Below are 18,682 nucleotides of genomic sequence, written 5' to 3'. Positions count from 1 at the left end.
GGCGAGGCCACCGGGACGCTACGTCACCTCGCCGGTCTCGCCGACGAACTCCGCGACCTCGAACGACACCTGACCGCGTGCCTGGCCCGCTTCGCCGGCTACCACGACCGGTGCACCCGGGCGCTCACCCGGGCCGGCGACGATCCGGTGTGGATCACCGGTGTGCAGGTCGACTCGTGCCACCACGTCTGGTTCGAACTCCACGAGGACCTGATCGCCACCCTCGGCATCACCCGCTGACCGCACCACGCATCGACTCCCGAAACTGGCGCGGGCCTGGGACACTGCGCCCATGAGTCAGGGTGTGCCCGGCGTGTCGTCCGGCCGGTGGTGGGGCGCGTTGCGGATCGCCCTGGTCCTGCTGTGGCTGCTCGGGGCGGCGACGACGTGGTGGACCGCTCCGCGCGAGCAGGGCTACGACCGGGCCAGGGCGGACGTGGTCGCGGGCCGGGTGGTCGCGTACCAGTGGGGTGACCGGTGGCAGGTGGACCGTTCGCCACCCTGGTTCGGCTCCGCCACCCTGTGGGCCTCCGGCACCTCCGGGCCGCTGTTCACGTGGAGAACGCCCGACGGGCGGGTGCACTGGACGAACACCGACCGGTTCGGACAGGTGAGCACCACCGGGACCGTCGAGCAGGAGAGCTACTCCGGACCCGGTGCCGTCGGTATCGCGCAGGAACTGCGGGTCGCCGGGCTCGAACACCGCGCCGGTGACGTCCACTCACCGATGACCGTCGTCAGCGGGACCGGCCTCCTCGTCGCGGTCGTCGCTCTCGTCGTCGTCGCCGCCGGCCCGGCTCCGGTCCGGGGCACCCGGTGGTTCTGGTTCTGGCTGATCTGCTTCGCCCCGTACGGCCTCGGACTGCTGTTCTGGATGGCCCGGGACCACCCGTGGTCAAGGTCCGCGGCGGCGGTGACCACGCGGAGCCCGACGTACCCACGGGACCGGGGCGTGCTCGGCTTCGGCGTCGGCGCCCTCGCGTCGGTGCTGATCGGTGCCGTGCTGCTGATCCTGCACCAGTCACTGGGTGACTGGTGGGTGCCGCGACCGGACGCCTAGCAGCACGCGGTCTCCCCACGTACCGACCGGGGTCCGAACGGTCCTCGGGTGCGACCGGGATGCGCGACAATGCTCCCATGACCTCCACCGGATCGTCGCGGCTGTCGTTGTGGTCCACCGACTCGGTGCTGTCGATCGGGTCGCGGGGCTCGGTGCTGTCCATCGGCAGCGTCGGCTCGATCGCCTCCGTCGGCAGCGTCGGCTCCACCGGATCCGTCCTGTCCATCGGGTCGGCACTCTCGGTCGGGTCGGCCCTGTCGTGGCGGTCCCGCTGGTCGCTGCTGGCCGACCGTTCCTCGGGGGCCGCGATGGGGTCCCGCGAGAGCGCCCGCACGCTGGTCGGTCCGACGGCGACGGTGGCGGCCGTGGCGCTGGCCGCCTATGCCGGCTACCTCCTGACCCGCAGCCGCCATCCGGGTGAGGGTCGTTGAGGGCGGACGCGGCAGGGGTGCCGGGGGAAGGTGGCACCGGCACCTTCAGCAGTTGCCGGGCTTGTCGTTGCGTGTCACAGCGGTCCAGGTGAGCAGCTGGCCGGACACCACCGTCACCAGGAACCCGACTGGCTTTCCTTGCCGGGCGTGCGGTAGGGCGGCATGGCCGCCACGACCCCCACGATCAGCGTGACCAGCGTGACCAGCGTGACCAACGCAGCCACCTGCTCGGCAGACCTCAACGTACGCCGCCATCGCCGTATCCGTGCCCTCCTCGATCAGCCGACGCGGGCTTTCATTACGCAAAGTGCGATCAACAGACACCCTCCGTGGTGGAGGCGATCGGCGCGACGACACGGTCCACTGGGGAGGGTGCGGCTCGGTGGGGCGCGAATCCGGTGGACCTGCCGGTTCCTGATCGTCGAGGATCGGCGGATGTCCGTACCCGTACGTCAGATCCGTGCTCGCTACTCGACCACGACGATCACCGTGTACCAGGCGTACCCACCGCAGATCGCGCTGCCGGCGGTGTCCGCCGGACGTTTCGTGGCCCCCTTCAAACGGGACCGGATGACGTGGATCAAACCGTCGTTCCTGTGGATGATGTACCGCTGCGGCTGGGCCACCAAGCCCGGGCAGGAACGCGTGCTGTCCATCGAGATCACCCGGGCGGGTTTCGAGTGGGCGCTGGCACACGCCTGCCTGAGCCACTACGACCGTGACCTGCACGGCGACGCGGCGACCTGGGCGCAGCAGGTGAAGACCAGCCCGGTCCGGGTGCAGTGGGACCCGGAGCGGTCGCTGCGTCTGACCGCGTTGCCGTACCGGTCGCTACAGGTCGGGCTGTCCGGCGAGGCCGTCCACCGGTACGTCGACGACTGGATCGTCGCCGTCGAGGACGTCACCCCCGCCGTCGAGCAGATCCGGGACCTGCTGCGCCGGGGTGACGAGCAGGCAGCGGCAGCACGCCTGCCCGCCGAGCGCGGCTATCCGCTCCCGGACCGGATCGCCGTCGGCCTCGCCGCCAGCCCCGATGTCGCCGCTGCGCCGGGAGTCCCGCTCGACGGCACCGCCAGGGGCAACTGACGCCCTGCGGCCTGGCCGCAGCAGATCAACCGCCGACGTTCCGGCGGCTTCGGCCGCCGCCGCGCCGTGCTCCCCTGGCCCGGGGCGCACGGTGCTCCACCGCGGGCCCGGACCGCCCCCGACGGGCGCCAGGCGTCACGTCCGGCTCAGGGCGGAAAACCCGGCGGCCGGGGCCACTGGTCCGCCTCCGGGTCGGGCCGGTAGCCCGGTGGCGGCTGCCCGGCGGATGGGCGTACCGAGGACGGCGGCGCGGCGGACGGGCCCGGACCGTGCGCCCCGGCGGCGGGTGGAGCGGTGACCCCGGCCACGGGTGGAGCGCCGCCGCCCGGTGGGGGCGCAGCCGCGACGCCGACCACGGGCCGGGCCACGCCGGGCTCGGCCGGGACACCCGGGGCGTCCATCGGTGGGGTGGCAGGCCGCGCCGCCGGTGGCCGGTGGTCGGTGGGCTGCGGCCCCGGGAGCGCCGGTACGGCAACCCGGGGCCGCCAGACCTGCTCCCCGCCGATCAGGCTGCGGAAGTCGAACTGACACTTCGGGCAGGTGCGCAGTGCGGTCTCGGCGCGGCGGTCACCGCACTTCTGGCAGTAGGTCACCACCGTCTCGTCGGCGTCCATCCCCTGGCAGCGGGGGCAGGCGAACTTGGGGCCCTTGTTGTTGAGCTGCACCAGCCGGCCGGCGAGCACGTAGGGCGTGACCAGCCCGCCGATGCTGCTGGCCAGGTCCCGGGTCCGTCGAGTGCGCTCCTGCATGCGTTCCAGCTCGGGGTTGGCGACCTTCTCCAGCCGGCAGGTGGTGCAGGTGCGCAGGGTCCGCACCGGCAGCAGTCCACGTAGCCGGGCCTGCTGGTGCAGGAACGTCACCGCCGGCACGTCCGCCGGCTCGACGGTGATCCGGTCGGCCCCGCCCGCCGCGAGGCGTTCCTCGACCCGGAACACCAGCGACTGCACCTGCCCGACGAGCTTCGGCGGCATACCGCCCGGCCGGCTGACGATCAGCGTGCCGACCATCAGCATGCCGTCGGCCAGGTTGGCAGGGACCTCGGCAACGGCGTCGGCCGTCTCGAAGGTGAAGGTCGCGCCGCCGGTACGGGTGACGACCGCCTGCCGGTGCGCCTGCCCGTCGCCGTCGAGCAGCCGGCCAGCGTGCCGGGACAGTGCCGCCTGCGCGCGGTTGGCCAAGCCGGCGGCGTGCTGCATCATCGCCACGTCACCCGGGCCCGTCTGCCGCCACCATGGGCTGAACGAGGTGGCCGCCGCCGGGTCGAGCCGACCGAGTACGCCGTCGAAGGCGCTCAGCACGGACTCGAAGAGACCGACGTACACCGAGGTCACGCCCCAGTTCCGCCCCAGCCGGCCCGGCCATCGGTCGACCAGCAGCACGCCCACCAGTGCCCCTGGGCCGTCGGCCTCCAGGGTGATGCGCAGCTGTACCGGCACCTGGGTCGGCGAGAGGGTGACGCCACCGAGGCGGGAGCCGCGTACCGCCTCCAGCAGGCTGAGTTGCTCGGTCTTCAGCTCGAAGGCGAGGTCACGGAGACTGCGCAGCAGTTGCTGGCGGGCCACGCTCGGCGGGGCACCGAGCCGCCGTTGCGCGCCGGCGGCCAGCCGGCCGGGCTCCAGCCCGGCCGCGACGACCGGCGGCACGGCTCCGGGTCCCCCGGTGTCAGCCCAGCTCATTCCGCTACGTCGTAGGAGACGCTGGTGTCGAAGCTGGACCCGGCGGCGTCGTAGCCCCCGGCGTCGTATGAGGTGTCGTACGACGTGCTGGTGTCGTAGGAGGTCGCGTCGTACGTGCTGGTGTCGTAGGAGGTGCTGGTGTCGGTGCCGCTGGTGGCCCAGTCGACCTCGGCGGCTGCGGTCTCCACGTGGTCCACGACGGCGTCGGAGTAGTCGGCGGAGACCGTGTAGTTGTTCTCGGCGATGTCGGCGTGGTCGGCCGCCCGCGCCATGGCGCTCTCGGCGACGTCGATATTGCCGGCGGCGGCGTTCTCCACGGCGTAGTCGGCCCAGTCCTGGGCGGAGTCGGCCCAGTCGTCACCGCTGTCCGCGTGCCAGTTCGACCAGTCCTGGTCGCCGACCGCGCCGCTGATCTCACCTTCCACGATGGACGCCGAGGGTTCCGGTAGCGCCACCACCGCCTCGGTCAGGGTGGTGTCCCCGATCGGCGTGTCGGTGGTCAGGAAGTCGCCCCAGTCCGAGTCGGCACTCATGCTCTGATTCCCCAGATTTCGATGAACGTTTGCGGTAGGCGGTCGTCGGCCGAGCGCTCCGGCCGAGCGACCAGAACTGTCCCACGATCGCGACCGGGGCCGCGCGCTCGCCGCGACGGGGGGTGGACGTGTCGGCCGAGGTCACGGTGGTTTCCGGCCGGTGCGGCGGCGACGGTGTCTAGATGCCGACAGAGACTTCCCCCGCACCGGTGCCCGTTGCCGACGGCCGGCGCGCCGGGTCGAAGACGACTGGTCTCCTATGGTGCACCTTCGACTGAACGGTGCCCCTGGTTTCGGCTCCGCCGGTTCGGCCTCCCGTGCCATGGCGGCCCCAGCGACCACGGCAGGGCAACCGTTGGTGCGAGCTGAACACAATGTCATCATGAAGAAGCTCTCGGTTGTCGGCCCGGCTTGTGCCAGCCGCGCGATCTTCCGCACCCGCCGTGGACTACGCACCCTGCTCGCTCACTTTCTCGCGGCCGTCGGCCTGGTGTCGGCAGTGGTGCAGTTCCTCGGGCAGATGTTCTTCAACCAGGCATTCCCGGCGCCAGTCGCCGTCACGGCCGTCACTCTTTTCTGCTGCTTCGCCTGGGCTGTCGCCCAGGCCTATCCCCGCTCCCGGATCGAGCGCGAGTTCAGCACGCCGGACACCACGGTCCGGGTCGAGGTCGGCGACCTGTTCGAGCAGGAGACCCACCTCGTGGTCGGCTTCACCGACACCTTCGACACGGCGGTGGGCGACGACCGCATCATCAGTGGTGCCGCCGTGCAGGGGCAGCTTCTGCACCGGCGCTACGGTGACGACCAGCGGCGTCTCGACCAGGAACTGGCAGCCGCCCTGCGGCGTGCGGCACCGATCGCGACAGAGCCACCCGGGAGCAAGCCCGGCAAGCGCAAACGGTACCCGATCGGCACAGTTGCCGTCGCCGGCCGGCCGGGGCAGCAGATCTTCGCCGTGGCGTACAGCCGTCTCGGCAACGACCTCGTGCCGCGCTCGTCAGTGGACGATATGTGGGTCAGCCTGAACCGGCTCTGGGACGCCGTCTACGAGCGCGCCGAACGACGCCCGCTCGCGATGCCCATCATCGGTTCGGGGCTGGCGCGCATCGATCAGCTCGACCGCGAGTCCCTGCTGAAGTTGATTCTCATCTCTTTCCTGGCGCGGTCCCGAAAGACGCCGATCTGCCGGGAGCTACGCATCATCGTTCATCCCGACGACCTGCACTCCGTGAATCTTCTTGAGGTCCGGGCCTTTCTCCGGGCTCTGTGACCGGGGGACGGCGGTCGAAGGCCCGGACGTCAGGTCGGGCCCCCCTGTTTGAGCAGGTGCCAGGCGTTCAGGACGAAGTTCACAGCGAAGCCGGTCGCCGCCGGGTGCTCCTCCAGCAGCGTCGGCTCCAGCACGACCTGCCCGGGATGGCGGCGGCGGAGGCGGTCGGCGAGCAGATACATGCCTGCCGGGGTGCCGATACACAGGAATCGGAACGGGTGGTTGCGGGTGACTGCGAGCATCAGCAAGGTGACGTCGCCGATGTCGCGGGTTGCCGTGCGAACCAGGATCCCGCTGGCCGTCCACTGCGCGACATGCCGCTCCACCGGCAGGTCCATCAACACGAACACCGGCTCGACGGTTTGCAGCATTGCCAGCAGGTCACCGTGCCGGGCCAGCGTGTGATGGGTGGTCAGGGCCAGTAGCGGCCGGTTCGCCACCATGCCCTGGCACTGCGTCGGCGTAGCCCCGTCGGGCAGTAGCCCGAACCGGATCGTGGCACCGCTCACGCTGGCGATCGCGGCGAACCGCTCCGGCACGGCCTGCTCGCCGAACATGAACTGGCCCTTCGCCACCGCGCCGTCCAGCCAGAGCCCACAGACATGGTCCCCGCCGCCGGCCGACTCCGCGACGGAGGCGAACTCGGCGGTCAGCGGCGCCCGGAGCAGAACCCGCTGCCGGTGTAGTTCGAGCCCGTCCTCGTGCGCCGCCAGACGCTCCCGGGCCACCGTGATCAACGCAGCTGTCTCCGGGTCGACCTCGGCGACGGCGTCCCGGTAGGCGGTGGCCAGCGCGGACTGCTGGTGGGACCCGACCGAGCCGAGGCCGGCCCGGTCCAGGACCTCGCACACATGGGCGTGGCATCGGGGACCGAGGACCTCCTCCTCGAACTGGCGCAGCCGCTCGAATCCCGGCGAGCCGGCCCTCGGACGTGCCGCGCCGTCGTCACCGCCCCGGTCCGGGAACTCGGCGCGCACCGCCGCGAACAGTTGTGTCCAGGACTGCGGCCCGCCTGTCTGCTCGAACACCGCCAGACGCCGGTCCGGGCTGTCCCGGCCAGCCGCCACGTCGTCACCGGCGAGTTGGCGGAACCCGCGGTGCACCAGGTCGAGTGACATCGCAGGGCGCATGCAGACTCGCAGCACCGCGTCGATGGCGCTGATCCGAAACTGCCAGGGCCAGTCGCCCGCCACGTCGACGAGGGCAAGCCCTCGATCCAGGTACGCCAGGTACTCGCGGTTACCGACCAGCAGTTCGCGTGCGGCGTCGACACCGGTCACGATGGCGGAGAGTGTCGTCGCGTACGTCTCGTGGCTGTCTCTCGACTGGTCGACCAGACGCAGAAAGACCTCGCGCAGCGCGTGCCGCCGGAATCCGGAGCGGGCTAGAATTCCCGCACCGGTCGCCAGCAGCCCCCATCCGGACGACCGTTGCAACTCGTGATGGAGCGCCTCGTGCAACTCTGTCATGGACACCTGGGCCGGCCCGGTCAGGCTTCCCATCGTCAGGACCCAACTGTCCGACCCGTCATAGGCGCCGTACTGATCGAAGCGAAGGACATCGGAGAGGTGATCTCGTCCGCAGCTCAGGGTTTCGCCGGCCATGTATCGATGATGCACCTTGGTGACCGGTGATCCCCCAGACCTTCGCCTGTTCGCGGGACGGCCTGGCCGCCGTGCTGCTCGGCGGGTACGACGGTGCGGGATCGTGGTCGATCGCCGCGCCCCAGATCCGCGGTGACGACGAACAACTGCTGGTCGAGACCCACGAGGGGCTCCACCACGAGCTACAGAGTTCCACCGGCTACGGACTGGTCGCCGCGCTGTCCGCCCGGCTGTCCGGGCGGGGGGTGTCCCGCTACCGGCTCCGCGAGGTGTTTCACGAGATGGTCGTCCGGTCCCGGCAGGTCCACGAGGTGTTCGCTACCACCCTGGCGGCCGGCGTGGTCGGCGTCGATCTCACCCGGCGGCTGTTGTCCGACAACACCGACTACACAGGACACCTGGAGACCGGCCTGCGACTCGCCGGTCCCGGCGTGCCCGAGCCCCGGCGGGCCACGGTCGCGGCCGCGGTGCTGCGCTGCTGCATGGCGCCTGCCGGCGTCTCGACCCTGATCTCCAGCGGGTTCCGCCGCCTCTCCCGGGAGCACCTGGCGGCAGACGACCTCACCCCGGACGTCCGGCTGGATCGGTTCCGCGCCGCCCGCGCCGGTCCTGAGCTCGGCCGGATGGTGCGGGACCTGGCCGGCGCTCCGGAAAGGGAGCTGATGCGGGCCACGTACGAGCACGCGCGGCACGTCCTGGACCGGGTCGGCCTGCCGTCGGTCGCGTGGGCCGACCAGGCTGAGGTGGCCGAGGCGCTGCGGGCTGCGGTCGGCGCAGTGGACACCGACTTGGCGGCCCGGCTGAACATCGTGACCGGACGGCGTCCGCTGCTCGACGACGGCCTCGAATACGACCGGCAGAAGGTCGTCCTGCGCGATCGGCTGCCCGCCGAGGTCAGCATCCTGACCGATGCCGAGCAGGCCAACCGGTCCTTCGGTGGGTCATTCGTCTGCGCCGTCTGGATGAGGCGAGACGTACTGGCCAAACAGTTCCGGCTTCCGGCGACGCCTCCGTTGCCCGATCTGGTGGCGGCTCTGATCGACGGCGGTGGAACGGAACCGGTCGTACGGCTCGGACTGCTGCCGGACGGCATGACACCCGGTGAGGTGCAGACGTGGCTCGGACCGGTGCCGGTCGTGGCGCTGACCACCCACCTCACGCTCGCCGCCCCGGAGGCCGACGCGCTGCTGCGGCGGTCCTCGCCGGTCCTCGTGTTGATGGATCTTCCGGTAGCTTGGCACGTAGCCGACTGGCTCAGGCAGGGCGCCACCGTCCGGCTGGCGCCGACGCCGCTCGACTCGCCGTTCGGTGGCGTCGAGCTGTGGTTGGCGGTGTTCGCGATCGACCGCCGACCCGGGCTGCGTTTCCTCGCGGTGGGAGGCAAGGTGGGAGTGTCGGTACTCGTGGAGCGGCTCCGGCAACGGCATGGTGAGCGGTTGGTGATCGACGGCGCGCTCCTGAGCACTGAGGCGAGCGTCGTTAACGCCGTTCTCACCAGGGTCTTCGACACCTGGCACGTGTTCGACCAGGACGCTGTCGAGTGACCGCCCACTCCTGGCCACTGGCCCTGCTCGGCGCGACGGAGCCAACCGTCGATGGCACGATCCTGGTGGACGCCGCATCGGTCAACCGGCTCGGCGACACCCTCGGTCTCGATCCGGACGACACCCGCGTGTGGATGCGCGGACTGATCGAGCAGGATCATCCGCTGGCGGCGTTCGAGATGCGGTCGGGGGCTTGGCGCGTCAACCTTCTCCCGGCGGTCGCCGTCTCGGCGGTGACCGGCCTGGTCGGCGCGGCGGTGCTCCAACTGCTGGACGTCGGCTCGCTGCCCGGGGTACTGCTCGGCCTGGCCGCCGGGGCGCTGCTGCACGTCGAGCAGGTCGAGGTCGCCGAGGCTGACGTGGTCGTGCACGCCCGGCTGTGCGCGGCGGCGGCCAGCGGCGACCCGCAGAGCGTGGCGGCCCTGTACGCAGCGCTGCCCGCAGATGTCCGGGACGAGTTGACTCTGACCGAGTTCGCGGCGGTGGCGCTGCGCCTGCACGAAATCGGCCTGGTCGAATGGACCGGCACCGGCGTCAACCTCCGCGCGGCGAACGCCCGACGCGGATTCCGGTTGGTCGCCCGTGCCCCTTCGGCAGCCGCGCTGTCGGCGGCGTTGCCCGACGCCCCGGACACCCCCCACGAGCACCGTCAGCGGGTCTTCGTCGTCCACGGCCGCGACGACGCCTTCGTCGGGCGGATGTTCGAGCTGCTCAGCCTCCTCGGCCTGCGCCCGATGGAATGGGAGTCGCTGGTCGCGGCGGCAGACCGGGGACCCGCACCGGTCCTACACGAGGTGATCCGCGAAGGGCTGTCCCGGGCGCAGGCCGTCGTCGTGCTGCTGACCCCGGACGACGTGGTCCACCTACATCCCAATCTGCGTCGCGATCAGGAGGACGGCCACGAACTGACCCCGGCCGGCCAGCCCCGACCCAACGTCCTGATTGAGCTGGGCGGCGCCCTGTACGGTTTCGCCGACCGGACGGTCATCGTCCGGGCCGGGGCGATCCGGCCGATCGCCGATCTCGGCGGGATCAACTACATCGACTTCGACGGCCGCGAGCCGTCCCGGGCGAAACTCGTGGAGCGGCTTCGCCGGGCCGGTTGCGTCGTCGACGACCGGGGCACCGAGTGGCGGCGTCCGACCCGGTTCGAAGGGCTCGACACCTTCACCCGCCGCCCGGCCTGACCGGCACACCGGCACCCTGTTGCCGGATCCGGAGGCCGGTCGTTTGCGCACGACGATGCGACATCGGTGATCCCCGTGGCACCTCAGGCTGTGCGCGGCGGCACCCGACAGGGGCCGCGTCACCTGCCCGCCGGGGCGGGGGACCTGCCGCGACGGCCGGCGCGTTACGTCCGGTCCGGGTTGAGGAAGCACGACAGCAGGTGCCGGAACTCGTGCGGGTGCTCGATCGCCGGCACGTGTCCGCAGCGGCCGAACACGTGCAGACGCACGTCGGCCAGGTGGTCGAGCAGGGGTCGGGTCGCCGTCGCGAGCGGGGTGACCCGGTCATCGGCACCGTGGACGAGCAGGACGGGTGCGCGGATCGCGGCCAGCGTCCGCGCCCCGAGGGTGAGGTCGTCGACCCAGCGCGCCCGGGGCGGCGGGAACAACGCCGCGTACGCGGCGGCTCCCGCCCGCATCGCGTCCGCGCGGGCGGCGACGGCCTCGTCGGTCACCAGCGTCTGGTCGAGGAAGAGTCGACTGAGCATGTCCCGTGCCCCGACCGGGCCGGCGGGGGCGGCCCAGAGCGCGTCGAGGTCGGCCGACAGCGGTGCCCCGGGGGCACCCATCGTCGAGACCGCCACGACCCGGGTGACCTGCCGGGGGTACGCGGCCGCCAGGGCCAGCGCCACGGCCCCGCCCATGGAGTGGCCCACCACGGCGTAGTGCTCGATACCGAGCGCATCCATCAGTCCAGCGGCCTGCCGGGTCCACAGCCGGAGTCCACCCCGGGAGCCCGCCGGGGCGGGGGTGCCGCCGAACCCGGCATGGTCAGGGGCGAGCATGCGCCAGGACGGGCCCAGGGCCTGGGCCGTCGCCGCCCAGGCTCCGGACCCGGTCGTGCCGGGTCCGGAGCCGTGCAGCATCAGCACCGCCGGCCCGACGCCACTGTCGAAGACGTGGACGGGAGAGCCGTCGACGGTGACCGTCCGCGGTGTCGTCATCGGGACGGGCCGGGTGCGCTCACGCCGCGGGAGAGTCGACGGACTTCGCGAAGAGTTCCATCATCGCCCGGCCGAACTGCGGCATGTCGGGCCATCCCCGGCAGGAGACGAGGTTGCCGTCGACGACGTCGGGCGCGTCGATGACGGTCGCGCCCGCGTTCTCCATGTCACCGGTGATGGGCGGGAAGCAGGCCGTCTTGCGGCCCTTGAGCAGCCCGTACACCGCGGGGACCTGCGCGCCGTGGCAGACCAGCGCGACGGGGAGGTTGCGGGCGAAGAAGTGTTCGGTGATGCGGCGGACGTCGGCGTCGACCCGGATCCACTCGGGTGCCCGTCCGCCGGGGATGATGAGGGCGTCGTAGCGTTCGACGTCGACCTCGGCCCAGGGCACGTCGACCGGCAGTTTCCTGCCGTTCTTCTCCACGTAGGCGTCGGAGTTGGGGTCGAACTCGTGGATGACCAGTTGCACGTCACGCAGCGTGCGTGACGCGACGTCGACGTCCCAGCCGCCCTCCTGCACGCGGTAGTAGGGATACATGGTGTCGAGTTCCTCGGCGGCGTCGCCGGTCAGGAGCAGCGCTCTGGGCATCTGCTTCTCCTCGCAATGTGGTGGCGGTGAGGTGGACGCGATCCAATCCGATCCAATCCGATTGAGCTAGCATTCCTCCGCCCCGCCCGCCCGTCAAGCCTGCACGGCCATCGCCTCCGCGCCTTCGATCTCGTCGAACAGCCGCCGGAAACGCTCGCCGGAGCGCAGGATGTGCCGACGCATCGCATAGGCGGCGGCGTCGGGGTCCCGCGCGGCGATCGCCGCCACCACGTCCTCGTGCTCGGCCATGGCCAGGTGGGTGACCTGGGTGTCGTGGTGCAGCCGGAACAGGTGCACGTGGCTGTGCAGCCGGGCGAGCGACTCCCGGATGACCTGGTTCTCCGCGCTCTGCGCGACGAGATCGTGGAAGGCGGCGTCGCGCAGCCCGAACGCGCCGTAGGCGGCGGGTCCGCTGCCACCCTCCAGCTCCGCCATCTCCTCCAGCATCCGCCGCAGGCCGGCGACCTGCGCCAGGGTGGCACGTTCGGCGGATCTGCGCGCCGCCGCCGGTTCGAGCAGCAGGCGGACCTCGAGCATGTCCTCGAAGCGGTGCCGGGTGATCTGGGGTGGGATGCGGTAGCCGGCGTGGGGCACCCGCACGACCAGCCCCTCGGCCTCCATCCGGTTCAGCGCGTCCCGGATCGGCGTCTGCGAGACCCCCAGCTCGCGCGCCAGGACGTCGATCGTGACGCGGGAGCCGGGCTCGATCCGGAGCGACATCAGCTGTCCGAGCAGCGTGTCGTACACCTCGTCGGCAAGGCGGCCGCCAGCTCGTCCCGGCGACGTTGCGCCCGGCACGACCCTACGGCCCCGCGCGGCCGTCGCTTCGTCGTCCATCGTGACGTGGGGTCCTCTCTTGCGCCTGCGGGAACCTGTTGACATCAGTCGCGACGCTGCGACATGCTGACGCCCCCCACCCGATCGTATAGGAAACGTGACGGACGCCCGTCATCCTGCACCGTCGCCGTAACGCCTGCCATCGCTCCACTCGATCATCTGGAGCTCCCATGAGCATGCTCGACGTCCGGCCCGCTTCGTCACCGGGCCACCGATGGGCCGACGTACCCCTTCTCGACAGCTGACGACCGGCACGTCGCGGCGGTCCGTGACCACCGTCCACGGGTCGACCACCGCGCCGGACCGGCACCACGCCTGAAACGACCCGGCACCTGCTCGGCGAGGCACCTAGCGAGGCTCTAGAAGTCCCCACCACCCCAGAAAGCAGGAACCCCCATGCGGCATCCGAAGCGAGTTGGACGAACATCCGTTTCCGGCCGAAAGGTGCGGCTGGCGACGGCGGCCATGCTCCTGCTGGCCACGACCCTGGCCGCCTGCGGCGACGGCCAGGACGACGACACGAAGGCGAGCGCCCCGAAGGCACCGGCGACCATCCCGGAACTCACCAAGGACCCGCTGACCCTCAGCTTCATCTGGTTCGACTGGCCCCCCGCCCACGCCCTGGAGGACTTCGCCAACGCGGAGTACAAGAAGGAACGGCCGAACGCCACCATCAAGGTCAACACCGTGCCGAACGCGAACTGGCACGACGCGATGTTCACCCAGTTCGCCGCGCGTAAGACCGACTTCGACATCGCGATCCTGGACTCGCAACACATCGGCGAGGCCGTGACGAACGGCAACATCCTCGACCTCACCGACTTCGTCAAGAAGAACATCGACGTCGACGCCTACAACCCGTACCTGCTCGCGGCGTACGGCCAGTTCCCGCAGGCCGAGACCGGCAAGCGCGACGAGAACGCCAGTCTGTACGGGCTGCCGCTGCTCGGCGACACCTGGACGATGATCTACCGCAAGGACCTGATCGGCGACAAGCCCCCGCAGACCTGGGACGAGATGATCTCGGTCGCCGCGAAGTGCCAGGCGGACAACCCGGGCGTCAGCGGGCTGGCCTTCCACCAGGCCAACGGCTCCGACGCGGCAGCCGTCACCTACAACACGGTCAACGGCGTCTACGGCGGCAACCTCTGGAACGCCAAGGACCGCAAGATCGACGGCGTCCTCAACGACACCGCGGGCCACGAGGCGATGGACGTCCTGGTCAACAAGATGAAGCCGCTGACCGCCAAGGGCTCCGGCAACTGGTTCATCGACGAGGTGAACGCCGCAGTCGCCCAGGGCAAGGCGTGCATCGCGTTCAACTGGATCGCCGCCAGCGGCGGCCTGCTCGACCCGAAGCAGTCGACGCTCGGCACCAGCCGGGAGCAGATCCTCGGCAAGCTGGGGTTCGCCACCCTGCCCACCCAGAAGACGAACCTGGTCCCGCTCGGCGGGATGGGGATGCACGTGTCGGCCTACTCCCCCTCGGCGCAGCAGGCCGAGGCGCTGAACTTCATGCGGTGGTTCGAGCAGGCCGACGTGCAGAAGAAGTGGGCCGCGGCCGGTGGCGTGCCCGCGCGTACGGATGCCCTGCAGTCACCCGAGTTCCTCAACGCCGGGCCGTTCAACCAGGTGTACGCCGACTCGGTGCCGCGGATGCGGGACATGTGGAACGTGCCCGAGTACGCGCGTCTGGTCGACATCGAGAACACCGGCGTCAACGCGGCCCTCAACGGTGCGAAGAACCCGAAGGCCGCGCTCGACGACATCGCCCGGGAGCAGCAGGGCGTACTCGACTCCAGCAACCGCAAGGGCGGCGGCGGGCTGTGAAAGACCCCGTCCCGCTGACGACCGACCGCCCCGGGCAGGTGGTGTCCGCGACGCCACCTGCACCGGGCCGGTCCCGCCGCCGGCTCAGCGACCGTGGCCTCGCCGTGGTCTTCGTCTCCCCCGCGCTGCTGCTGTTGCTCGGCATGTCGGTGTTCCCGCTGCTGTGGGCGTTGTACCTGTCGTTCACCGACTACTCGGCCACCCGTGGCGGGCCCGCCCGGTTCGTCGGGTTCGGCAACTACACCGCCATCCTGACCTCGGCGCAGGTCCACCAGCGGGCCCTGACCACGCTGATCTACGTGGTCGGCGCGGTCACCCTGCAGACCGTGCTCGGCTTCGCCATCGCCTACCTGATCTCCCGGCGCACCCACGGGCGCGGAGTGCTGACCACCCTGTTCCTGGTGCCGATGATGTTGTCGCCGGTCGTGGTCGGGCTGTTCTGGCGGTTCATGCTCGACGCGCAGTTCGGCGTGGTCAACAGCATGCTCGGCTCACTGGGTCTGGGACAGGTGGAGTGGCTCACCCGGCAGCGGACCGCACTGGTCTCCCTGATCGTCGTCGACACCTGGCAGTGGACGCCGTTCATCATGCTCATCGCGCTCGCCGGCCTCACCGCCGTCCCGAAGTACCTGTACGAGGCCGCCTCGATCGACCGGGCGTCCGAGTGGTTCCGGTTCCGCACCATCACCCTTCCGCTGGTCTGGCCGCTGCTGCTCATCGCCGTGCTGTTCCGGGCCATCGAGGCGTTCCGGCTGTTCGACCTCGTCTACATCCTCACCAGCGGAGGACCGGGGGTCTCCACCGAGACGCTGTCGTTCCACGTCTACAAGGTCGCGTTCCTGGGCTTCAACACCGGCACCGCCTCGGCGTACGGCATCCTCATGGTCCTCGTCGTCATCGTCCTGACGCAGCTCTACCTGCGCTACCTGAACAAGCTCAAGGAGGGCTGATGGCCGTCTCCGTCGACGAGGCCGTGTCCGCGGGCCCGACCCCGGACCGCCCGCCCCCCGCACGCCGGGTACGCCGTCGGGGCCGTGGCCGGTCGGTACTGGAGGTCGTGCTGCTGACCGTGCTGGCCGTCGTGATGCTCTTCCCGGTGCTCTGGATGATCGAGACGTCCATCAAGGAGAACCGGGACGTCTACGCCGTGCCGGCCGAGTTCTTCGGCTTCACGGTCACCCTCGACCACTTCCGGGACGTCTTCGTCGGCGCCGACGGTGGCCGCTCGGCCCTGTCCGTGGCGTTCCTCAACTCCGTGGTGGTCGCCGGGGTGTCCACGGTGCTGGCCACCGTGCTGGGGGTGCCGGCGGCCTGGGCCTACTCCCGCTTCACCCTGAAGGCCAAGAAGGACCAGCTGTTCTTCATCCTGTCCACCCGTTTCATGCCGCCCGTGGTGGTCGTGGTGCCGATCTTCCTCATGTACCGCCAGGTCGGACTCATCGACAGCAAGCTCGGCCTGATCCTCATCTACGCCGCGTTCAACGTCCCGTTCACGATCTGGATGATGAAGGGATTCGTCGACGAGGTGCCCGCCGAGTACGAGGACGCCGCCATGCTCGACGGCTACAGCCGCCTGCAGGCGTTCGGGAAGTTCACCCTGCCCCTGCTCGTGCCCGGCATCGCCGCGACGGCGGTCTTCGCGCTCATCTTCTCGTGGAACGAGTTCGTGTTCGCCATCTTCCTCACCTCCAGCGACGACGTACGGACGGCACCACCGGCCATCGCCGGCCTGATCGGCGGCACCACCGTCGACTGGGGTCTGGTCGCCGCCGCCTCGGTGGTGTTCGCCCTGCCGGTGCTCGTCTTCGCCTACCTGGTCCGCCGGCACCTCGTCGCCGGTGTGACCCTCGGGGCGGTGCGACGCTGATGGCGGGCATCGAGGTGAGCGCCCTGCACAAGCGCTACCCGGACGGCACGGTCGCCGTCGAGCACGTCGACCTGTCCATCGGCGACGGCGAGCTGTTCGTGATGCTCGGCCCGTCGGGGTGCGGCAAGACCACCACGCTACGGGCGATCGCCGGTTTGGAGCGGCAGACCAGCGGCGACATCCGCATCGGCGACACGCTGGTCAACGACCTGCCGCCGGCCGAACGCGACATCGCCATGGTGTTCCAGTTCTACGCGCTGTACCCGCACCTGAAGACCCGCGACAACCTGGCGTTCCCGCTGCGGGCCGAGGGACTGCCCAAGCACGAGGTGCAGGCGCGGGTCGAGGAGGCGGCCCGGCTGATGCGGCTCGGTCCGCTGCTGGACCGGCGGCCCCGTCAGCTCTCCGGCGGAGAGCAGCAGCGGGTCGCGCTCGCCCGCGCCCTGGTGCGCCGGCCGCGCGCCTTCCTGATGGACGAACCCCTCACCAACCTGGACGCCGAGTTGCGGGCGGACATGCGCACCGAGATCAAGCACCTGCAGGGGGAGCTGGGGGCGACGATGGTCTACGTCACCCACGACCAGGTCGAGGCGATGTCGCTCGGTCACCGCATCGCCATCCTCAACAAGGGCCGTGTCGAGCAGATCGGCACCCCGCTCGAGGTGTACGACCGGCCGGCGAGCCTGTTCTGCGCGGCGTTCATCGGCTCCCCACCGATGAACCTCATCGAGGTGGAGGTGGCCGACGGGAAGCTGCACGGTCAGGGCGGACTGGTCCTCACGCCACCGCCCGGCCTGCCCCGCGACCGCCCACTGGTCGCCGGGGTCCGGCCGGAGGCGCTGGAGGTCACCGCACCGGGGGCGGACCGGTCGGTCCCGGCCCGCGTGGTGTCGGCGGAGTGGCTGGGCGACGAGATCATCTACGTGGTCGACCACAGCGGCGGACGCGACGTCCGGGTCCGGATGCCACCGACGGTCCGGTTCGCCGCCGACGCCCAGGTCGGGCTGCGGCACACCGGCGGGACACCGGCGGTCTACGACGTACGCACGGAAGAGCTGGTGGCCTGATGGGAACCGTTGCGGTACAGGGGCTGTGCAAGTCCTTCGGTAAGGTCCAGGCCCTGGACGGGGTGACGCTGGACGTGCCGGACGGCGCGTTCTTCGTGGTGCTCGGGCCCTCCGGGGCGGGCAAGACGACGACCCTGCGGGCGATCGCCGGCCTCGACCGGCTCGACGCCGGAACGGTGCACCTGGACGGCAGGGACGCGACCACCGACGCCCCGGCCGCCCGTGACCTCGCGATGGTCTTCCAGAACTACGCCCTCTACCCGCGACACACGGTGTACGAGAACATCGCATCACCGTTGCGGGCCCGCCGCCGTCCGTCGGGCGAGATCTCCGCCGCCGTCGAGCGGATGTCGGACCTGCTGCACATCGGGCGTCTGCTGAACCGTCGTCCCGCGCAGTTGTCCGGCGGTGAGATGCAGCGGGTCGCGTTGGCCCGGGCGCTGGTGCGCAGCCCCCGCGCGTTCCTCATGGACGAGCCGCTGACCAATCTCGACCTCAAGCTCCGCGTCGAGATGCGTACCGAGCTCACCCGCATCCACCGCAGCCTCGGGGCGACCTTCGTCTACGTGACCAACGACCAGGTCGAGGCGCTGTCCATGGCCGATCAGGTCGCGGTCCTCAAGGAGGGGAAGGTGCAACAGGTAGGCACCCCGACCGAGGTGTACGAGCGTCCCGCCAACCAGTGGGTCGCGGGATTCGTCGGGAGCCCGCCGATCAGCCTGCTCCCCTGCCACGCCGAGGGGGACCGCCTGGTCGGTGCGGCAGGCTGGACGCTGCCGCGGCCCCGCTGGGCCGCCGCGCAGGACGGCCGCCCGCTGCTGCTGGGCCTGCGTGCGGAGGACCTGTCCGTCGAGCGGCGCGCAAGCGCCACGTTGCCGGGAGAGCTCTACGGGCTGGAGCCGCTCGGCGACCGCACGGTGGTCGACGTCCGGGTCGGGGCGCAGATCCTCAAGGTCAAGTCTCGACCCACCATCACCGGTACGCCTGGCGAACAGGTGCTCGTCGCGGTCGACCTGGACCGGGCGCACCTGTTCGACGCGGGCACCGGGCTGTCGCTGTCCGAGGCCGGGCGGTAGCCACGTCGGGCGGCACCGGCACCAGGCGCCGCCAGGTACCCC

At 70.9% G+C, this 18,682-nt stretch carries 18 protein-coding genes; 11 read left to right on the top strand and 7 right to left on the bottom strand.

The features are described from left to right. Positions 1 to 18: 18 nt before the first annotated feature. Entirely contained in the window at positions 19 to 204 is a 186-nt protein-coding gene (locus AB0B63_RS20745; protein ID WP_357021067.1) for a hypothetical protein, read from the bottom strand. Positions 205 to 292: 88 nt separating this feature from the next. On the opposite strand from AB0B63_RS20745, the gene AB0B63_RS20740 reads away from it, so the two are divergent. From AB0B63_RS20740 to AB0B63_RS20730, 3 genes are all read left to right on the top strand, one after another. Continuing rightward, on the top strand, positions 293 to 1,060 hold the full coding sequence (locus AB0B63_RS20740; RefSeq protein ID WP_357021064.1) for a hypothetical protein: 768 nt from the start codon (positions 293 to 295) through the stop codon (positions 1,058 to 1,060). A 77-nt stretch (positions 1,061 to 1,137) separates the two neighbouring features. Continuing rightward, entirely contained in the window at positions 1,138 to 1,491 is a 354-nt protein-coding gene (locus AB0B63_RS20735) for a hypothetical protein (protein WP_357021061.1), read from the top strand. 435 nt (positions 1,492 to 1,926) lie between these two features. Further along, positions 1,927 to 2,577 (top strand): DUF4291 domain-containing protein, encoded by a 651-nt coding sequence (locus tag AB0B63_RS20730; RefSeq protein WP_357021058.1) that lies wholly within the window; start codon positions 1,927 to 1,929, stop codon positions 2,575 to 2,577. A gap of 146 nt (positions 2,578 to 2,723) precedes the next feature. On the opposite strand, the gene AB0B63_RS20725 is transcribed toward AB0B63_RS20730, so the two are convergent. Beyond that, positions 2,724 to 4,253, bottom strand: a complete 1,530-nt coding sequence (locus tag AB0B63_RS20725) for a hypothetical protein (RefSeq protein WP_357021055.1) — start codon at positions 4,251 to 4,253, stop codon at positions 2,724 to 2,726. Beyond that, complete coding sequence (locus tag AB0B63_RS20720) at positions 4,250 to 4,786, bottom strand: hypothetical protein (protein ID WP_357021052.1); 537 nt, start codon at positions 4,784 to 4,786, stop codon at positions 4,250 to 4,252. Before AB0B63_RS20720 ends, AB0B63_RS20725 begins: the two co-directional genes overlap by 4 nt. Positions 4,787 to 5,168: 382 nt before the next feature. Between AB0B63_RS20720 and AB0B63_RS20715 the strand changes: the two genes are divergently transcribed. Beyond that, positions 5,169 to 6,056, top strand: a complete 888-nt coding sequence (locus tag AB0B63_RS20715) for a macro domain-containing protein (RefSeq protein WP_208570280.1) — start codon at positions 5,169 to 5,171, stop codon at positions 6,054 to 6,056. A 29-nt stretch (positions 6,057 to 6,085) separates the two neighbouring features. Here AB0B63_RS20715 and AB0B63_RS20710 read toward each other — a convergent pair whose 3' ends face one another. Further along, positions 6,086 to 7,660 (bottom strand): hypothetical protein, encoded by a 1,575-nt coding sequence (locus tag AB0B63_RS20710; protein WP_357021048.1) that lies wholly within the window; start codon positions 7,658 to 7,660, stop codon positions 6,086 to 6,088. Between the two features lie 26 nt (positions 7,661 to 7,686). Here AB0B63_RS20710 and AB0B63_RS20705 point away from each other — a divergent pair, with 26 nt between their 5' ends. After that, positions 7,687 to 9,204 (top strand): hypothetical protein, encoded by a 1,518-nt coding sequence (locus AB0B63_RS20705; RefSeq protein WP_357021045.1) that lies wholly within the window; start codon positions 7,687 to 7,689, stop codon positions 9,202 to 9,204. Continuing rightward, positions 9,201 to 10,391 (top strand): nucleotide-binding protein, encoded by a 1,191-nt coding sequence (locus AB0B63_RS20700; RefSeq protein ID WP_357021041.1) that lies wholly within the window; start codon positions 9,201 to 9,203, stop codon positions 10,389 to 10,391. The genes AB0B63_RS20705 and AB0B63_RS20700 overlap by 4 nt, the downstream gene beginning before the upstream one ends. A gap of 164 nt (positions 10,392 to 10,555) precedes the next feature. On the opposite strand, the gene AB0B63_RS20695 is transcribed toward AB0B63_RS20700, so the two are convergent. The 3 genes from AB0B63_RS20695 to AB0B63_RS20685 all read right to left on the bottom strand — a co-directional run bounded on the left by AB0B63_RS20695 (position 10,556) and on the right by AB0B63_RS20685 (position 12,800). Next, positions 10,556 to 11,374, bottom strand: coding sequence for an alpha/beta hydrolase (locus tag AB0B63_RS20695; RefSeq protein WP_357021037.1), 819 nt, complete (start codon positions 11,372 to 11,374; stop codon positions 10,556 to 10,558). A gap of 19 nt (positions 11,375 to 11,393) precedes the next feature. Then, complete coding sequence (locus tag AB0B63_RS20690; protein ID WP_208570275.1) at positions 11,394 to 11,963, bottom strand: DJ-1/PfpI family protein; 570 nt, start codon at positions 11,961 to 11,963, stop codon at positions 11,394 to 11,396. A gap of 93 nt (positions 11,964 to 12,056) precedes the next feature. Then, positions 12,057 to 12,800: a GntR family transcriptional regulator gene (locus AB0B63_RS20685; protein WP_208570274.1), complete on the bottom strand. Its 744-nt coding sequence runs from the start codon at positions 12,798 to 12,800 to the stop codon at positions 12,057 to 12,059. Positions 12,801 to 13,244: 444 nt separating this feature from the next. Here AB0B63_RS20685 and AB0B63_RS20680 point away from each other — a divergent pair, with 444 nt between their 5' ends. Genes AB0B63_RS20680 through AB0B63_RS20660 form a run of 5 tightly spaced genes read left to right on the top strand, consistent with a single transcriptional unit; the run spans position 13,245 to position 18,640 of the window. Continuing rightward, complete coding sequence (locus AB0B63_RS20680; protein ID WP_357021034.1) at positions 13,245 to 14,630, top strand: extracellular solute-binding protein; 1,386 nt, start codon at positions 13,245 to 13,247, stop codon at positions 14,628 to 14,630. Further along, positions 14,627 to 15,580, top strand: coding sequence for a sugar ABC transporter permease (locus AB0B63_RS20675; protein WP_208570272.1), 954 nt, complete (start codon positions 14,627 to 14,629; stop codon positions 15,578 to 15,580). Before AB0B63_RS20680 ends, AB0B63_RS20675 begins: the two co-directional genes overlap by 4 nt. Beyond that, entirely contained in the window at positions 15,580 to 16,497 is a 918-nt protein-coding gene (locus AB0B63_RS20670) for a carbohydrate ABC transporter permease (protein ID WP_219460361.1), read from the top strand. The genes AB0B63_RS20675 and AB0B63_RS20670 overlap by 1 nt, the downstream gene beginning before the upstream one ends. Then, positions 16,497 to 17,564, top strand: a complete 1,068-nt coding sequence (locus tag AB0B63_RS20665) for an ATP-binding cassette domain-containing protein (protein ID WP_357021030.1) — start codon at positions 16,497 to 16,499, stop codon at positions 17,562 to 17,564. The genes AB0B63_RS20670 and AB0B63_RS20665 overlap by 1 nt, the downstream gene beginning before the upstream one ends. Beyond that, positions 17,564 to 18,640: an ABC transporter ATP-binding protein gene (locus tag AB0B63_RS20660; protein WP_208570269.1), complete on the top strand. Its 1,077-nt coding sequence runs from the start codon at positions 17,564 to 17,566 to the stop codon at positions 18,638 to 18,640. The genes AB0B63_RS20665 and AB0B63_RS20660 overlap by 1 nt, the downstream gene beginning before the upstream one ends. The last annotated feature ends 42 nt before the right edge of the window (positions 18,641 to 18,682 follow it).

Source organism: Micromonospora sp. NPDC049081 (assembly GCF_040648835.1).
Classification (GTDB): Bacteria; Actinomycetota; Actinomycetes; order Mycobacteriales; family Micromonosporaceae; genus Micromonospora; species Micromonospora antibiotica.
This window is presented reverse-complemented; position numbering and strand designations above follow the sequence as displayed.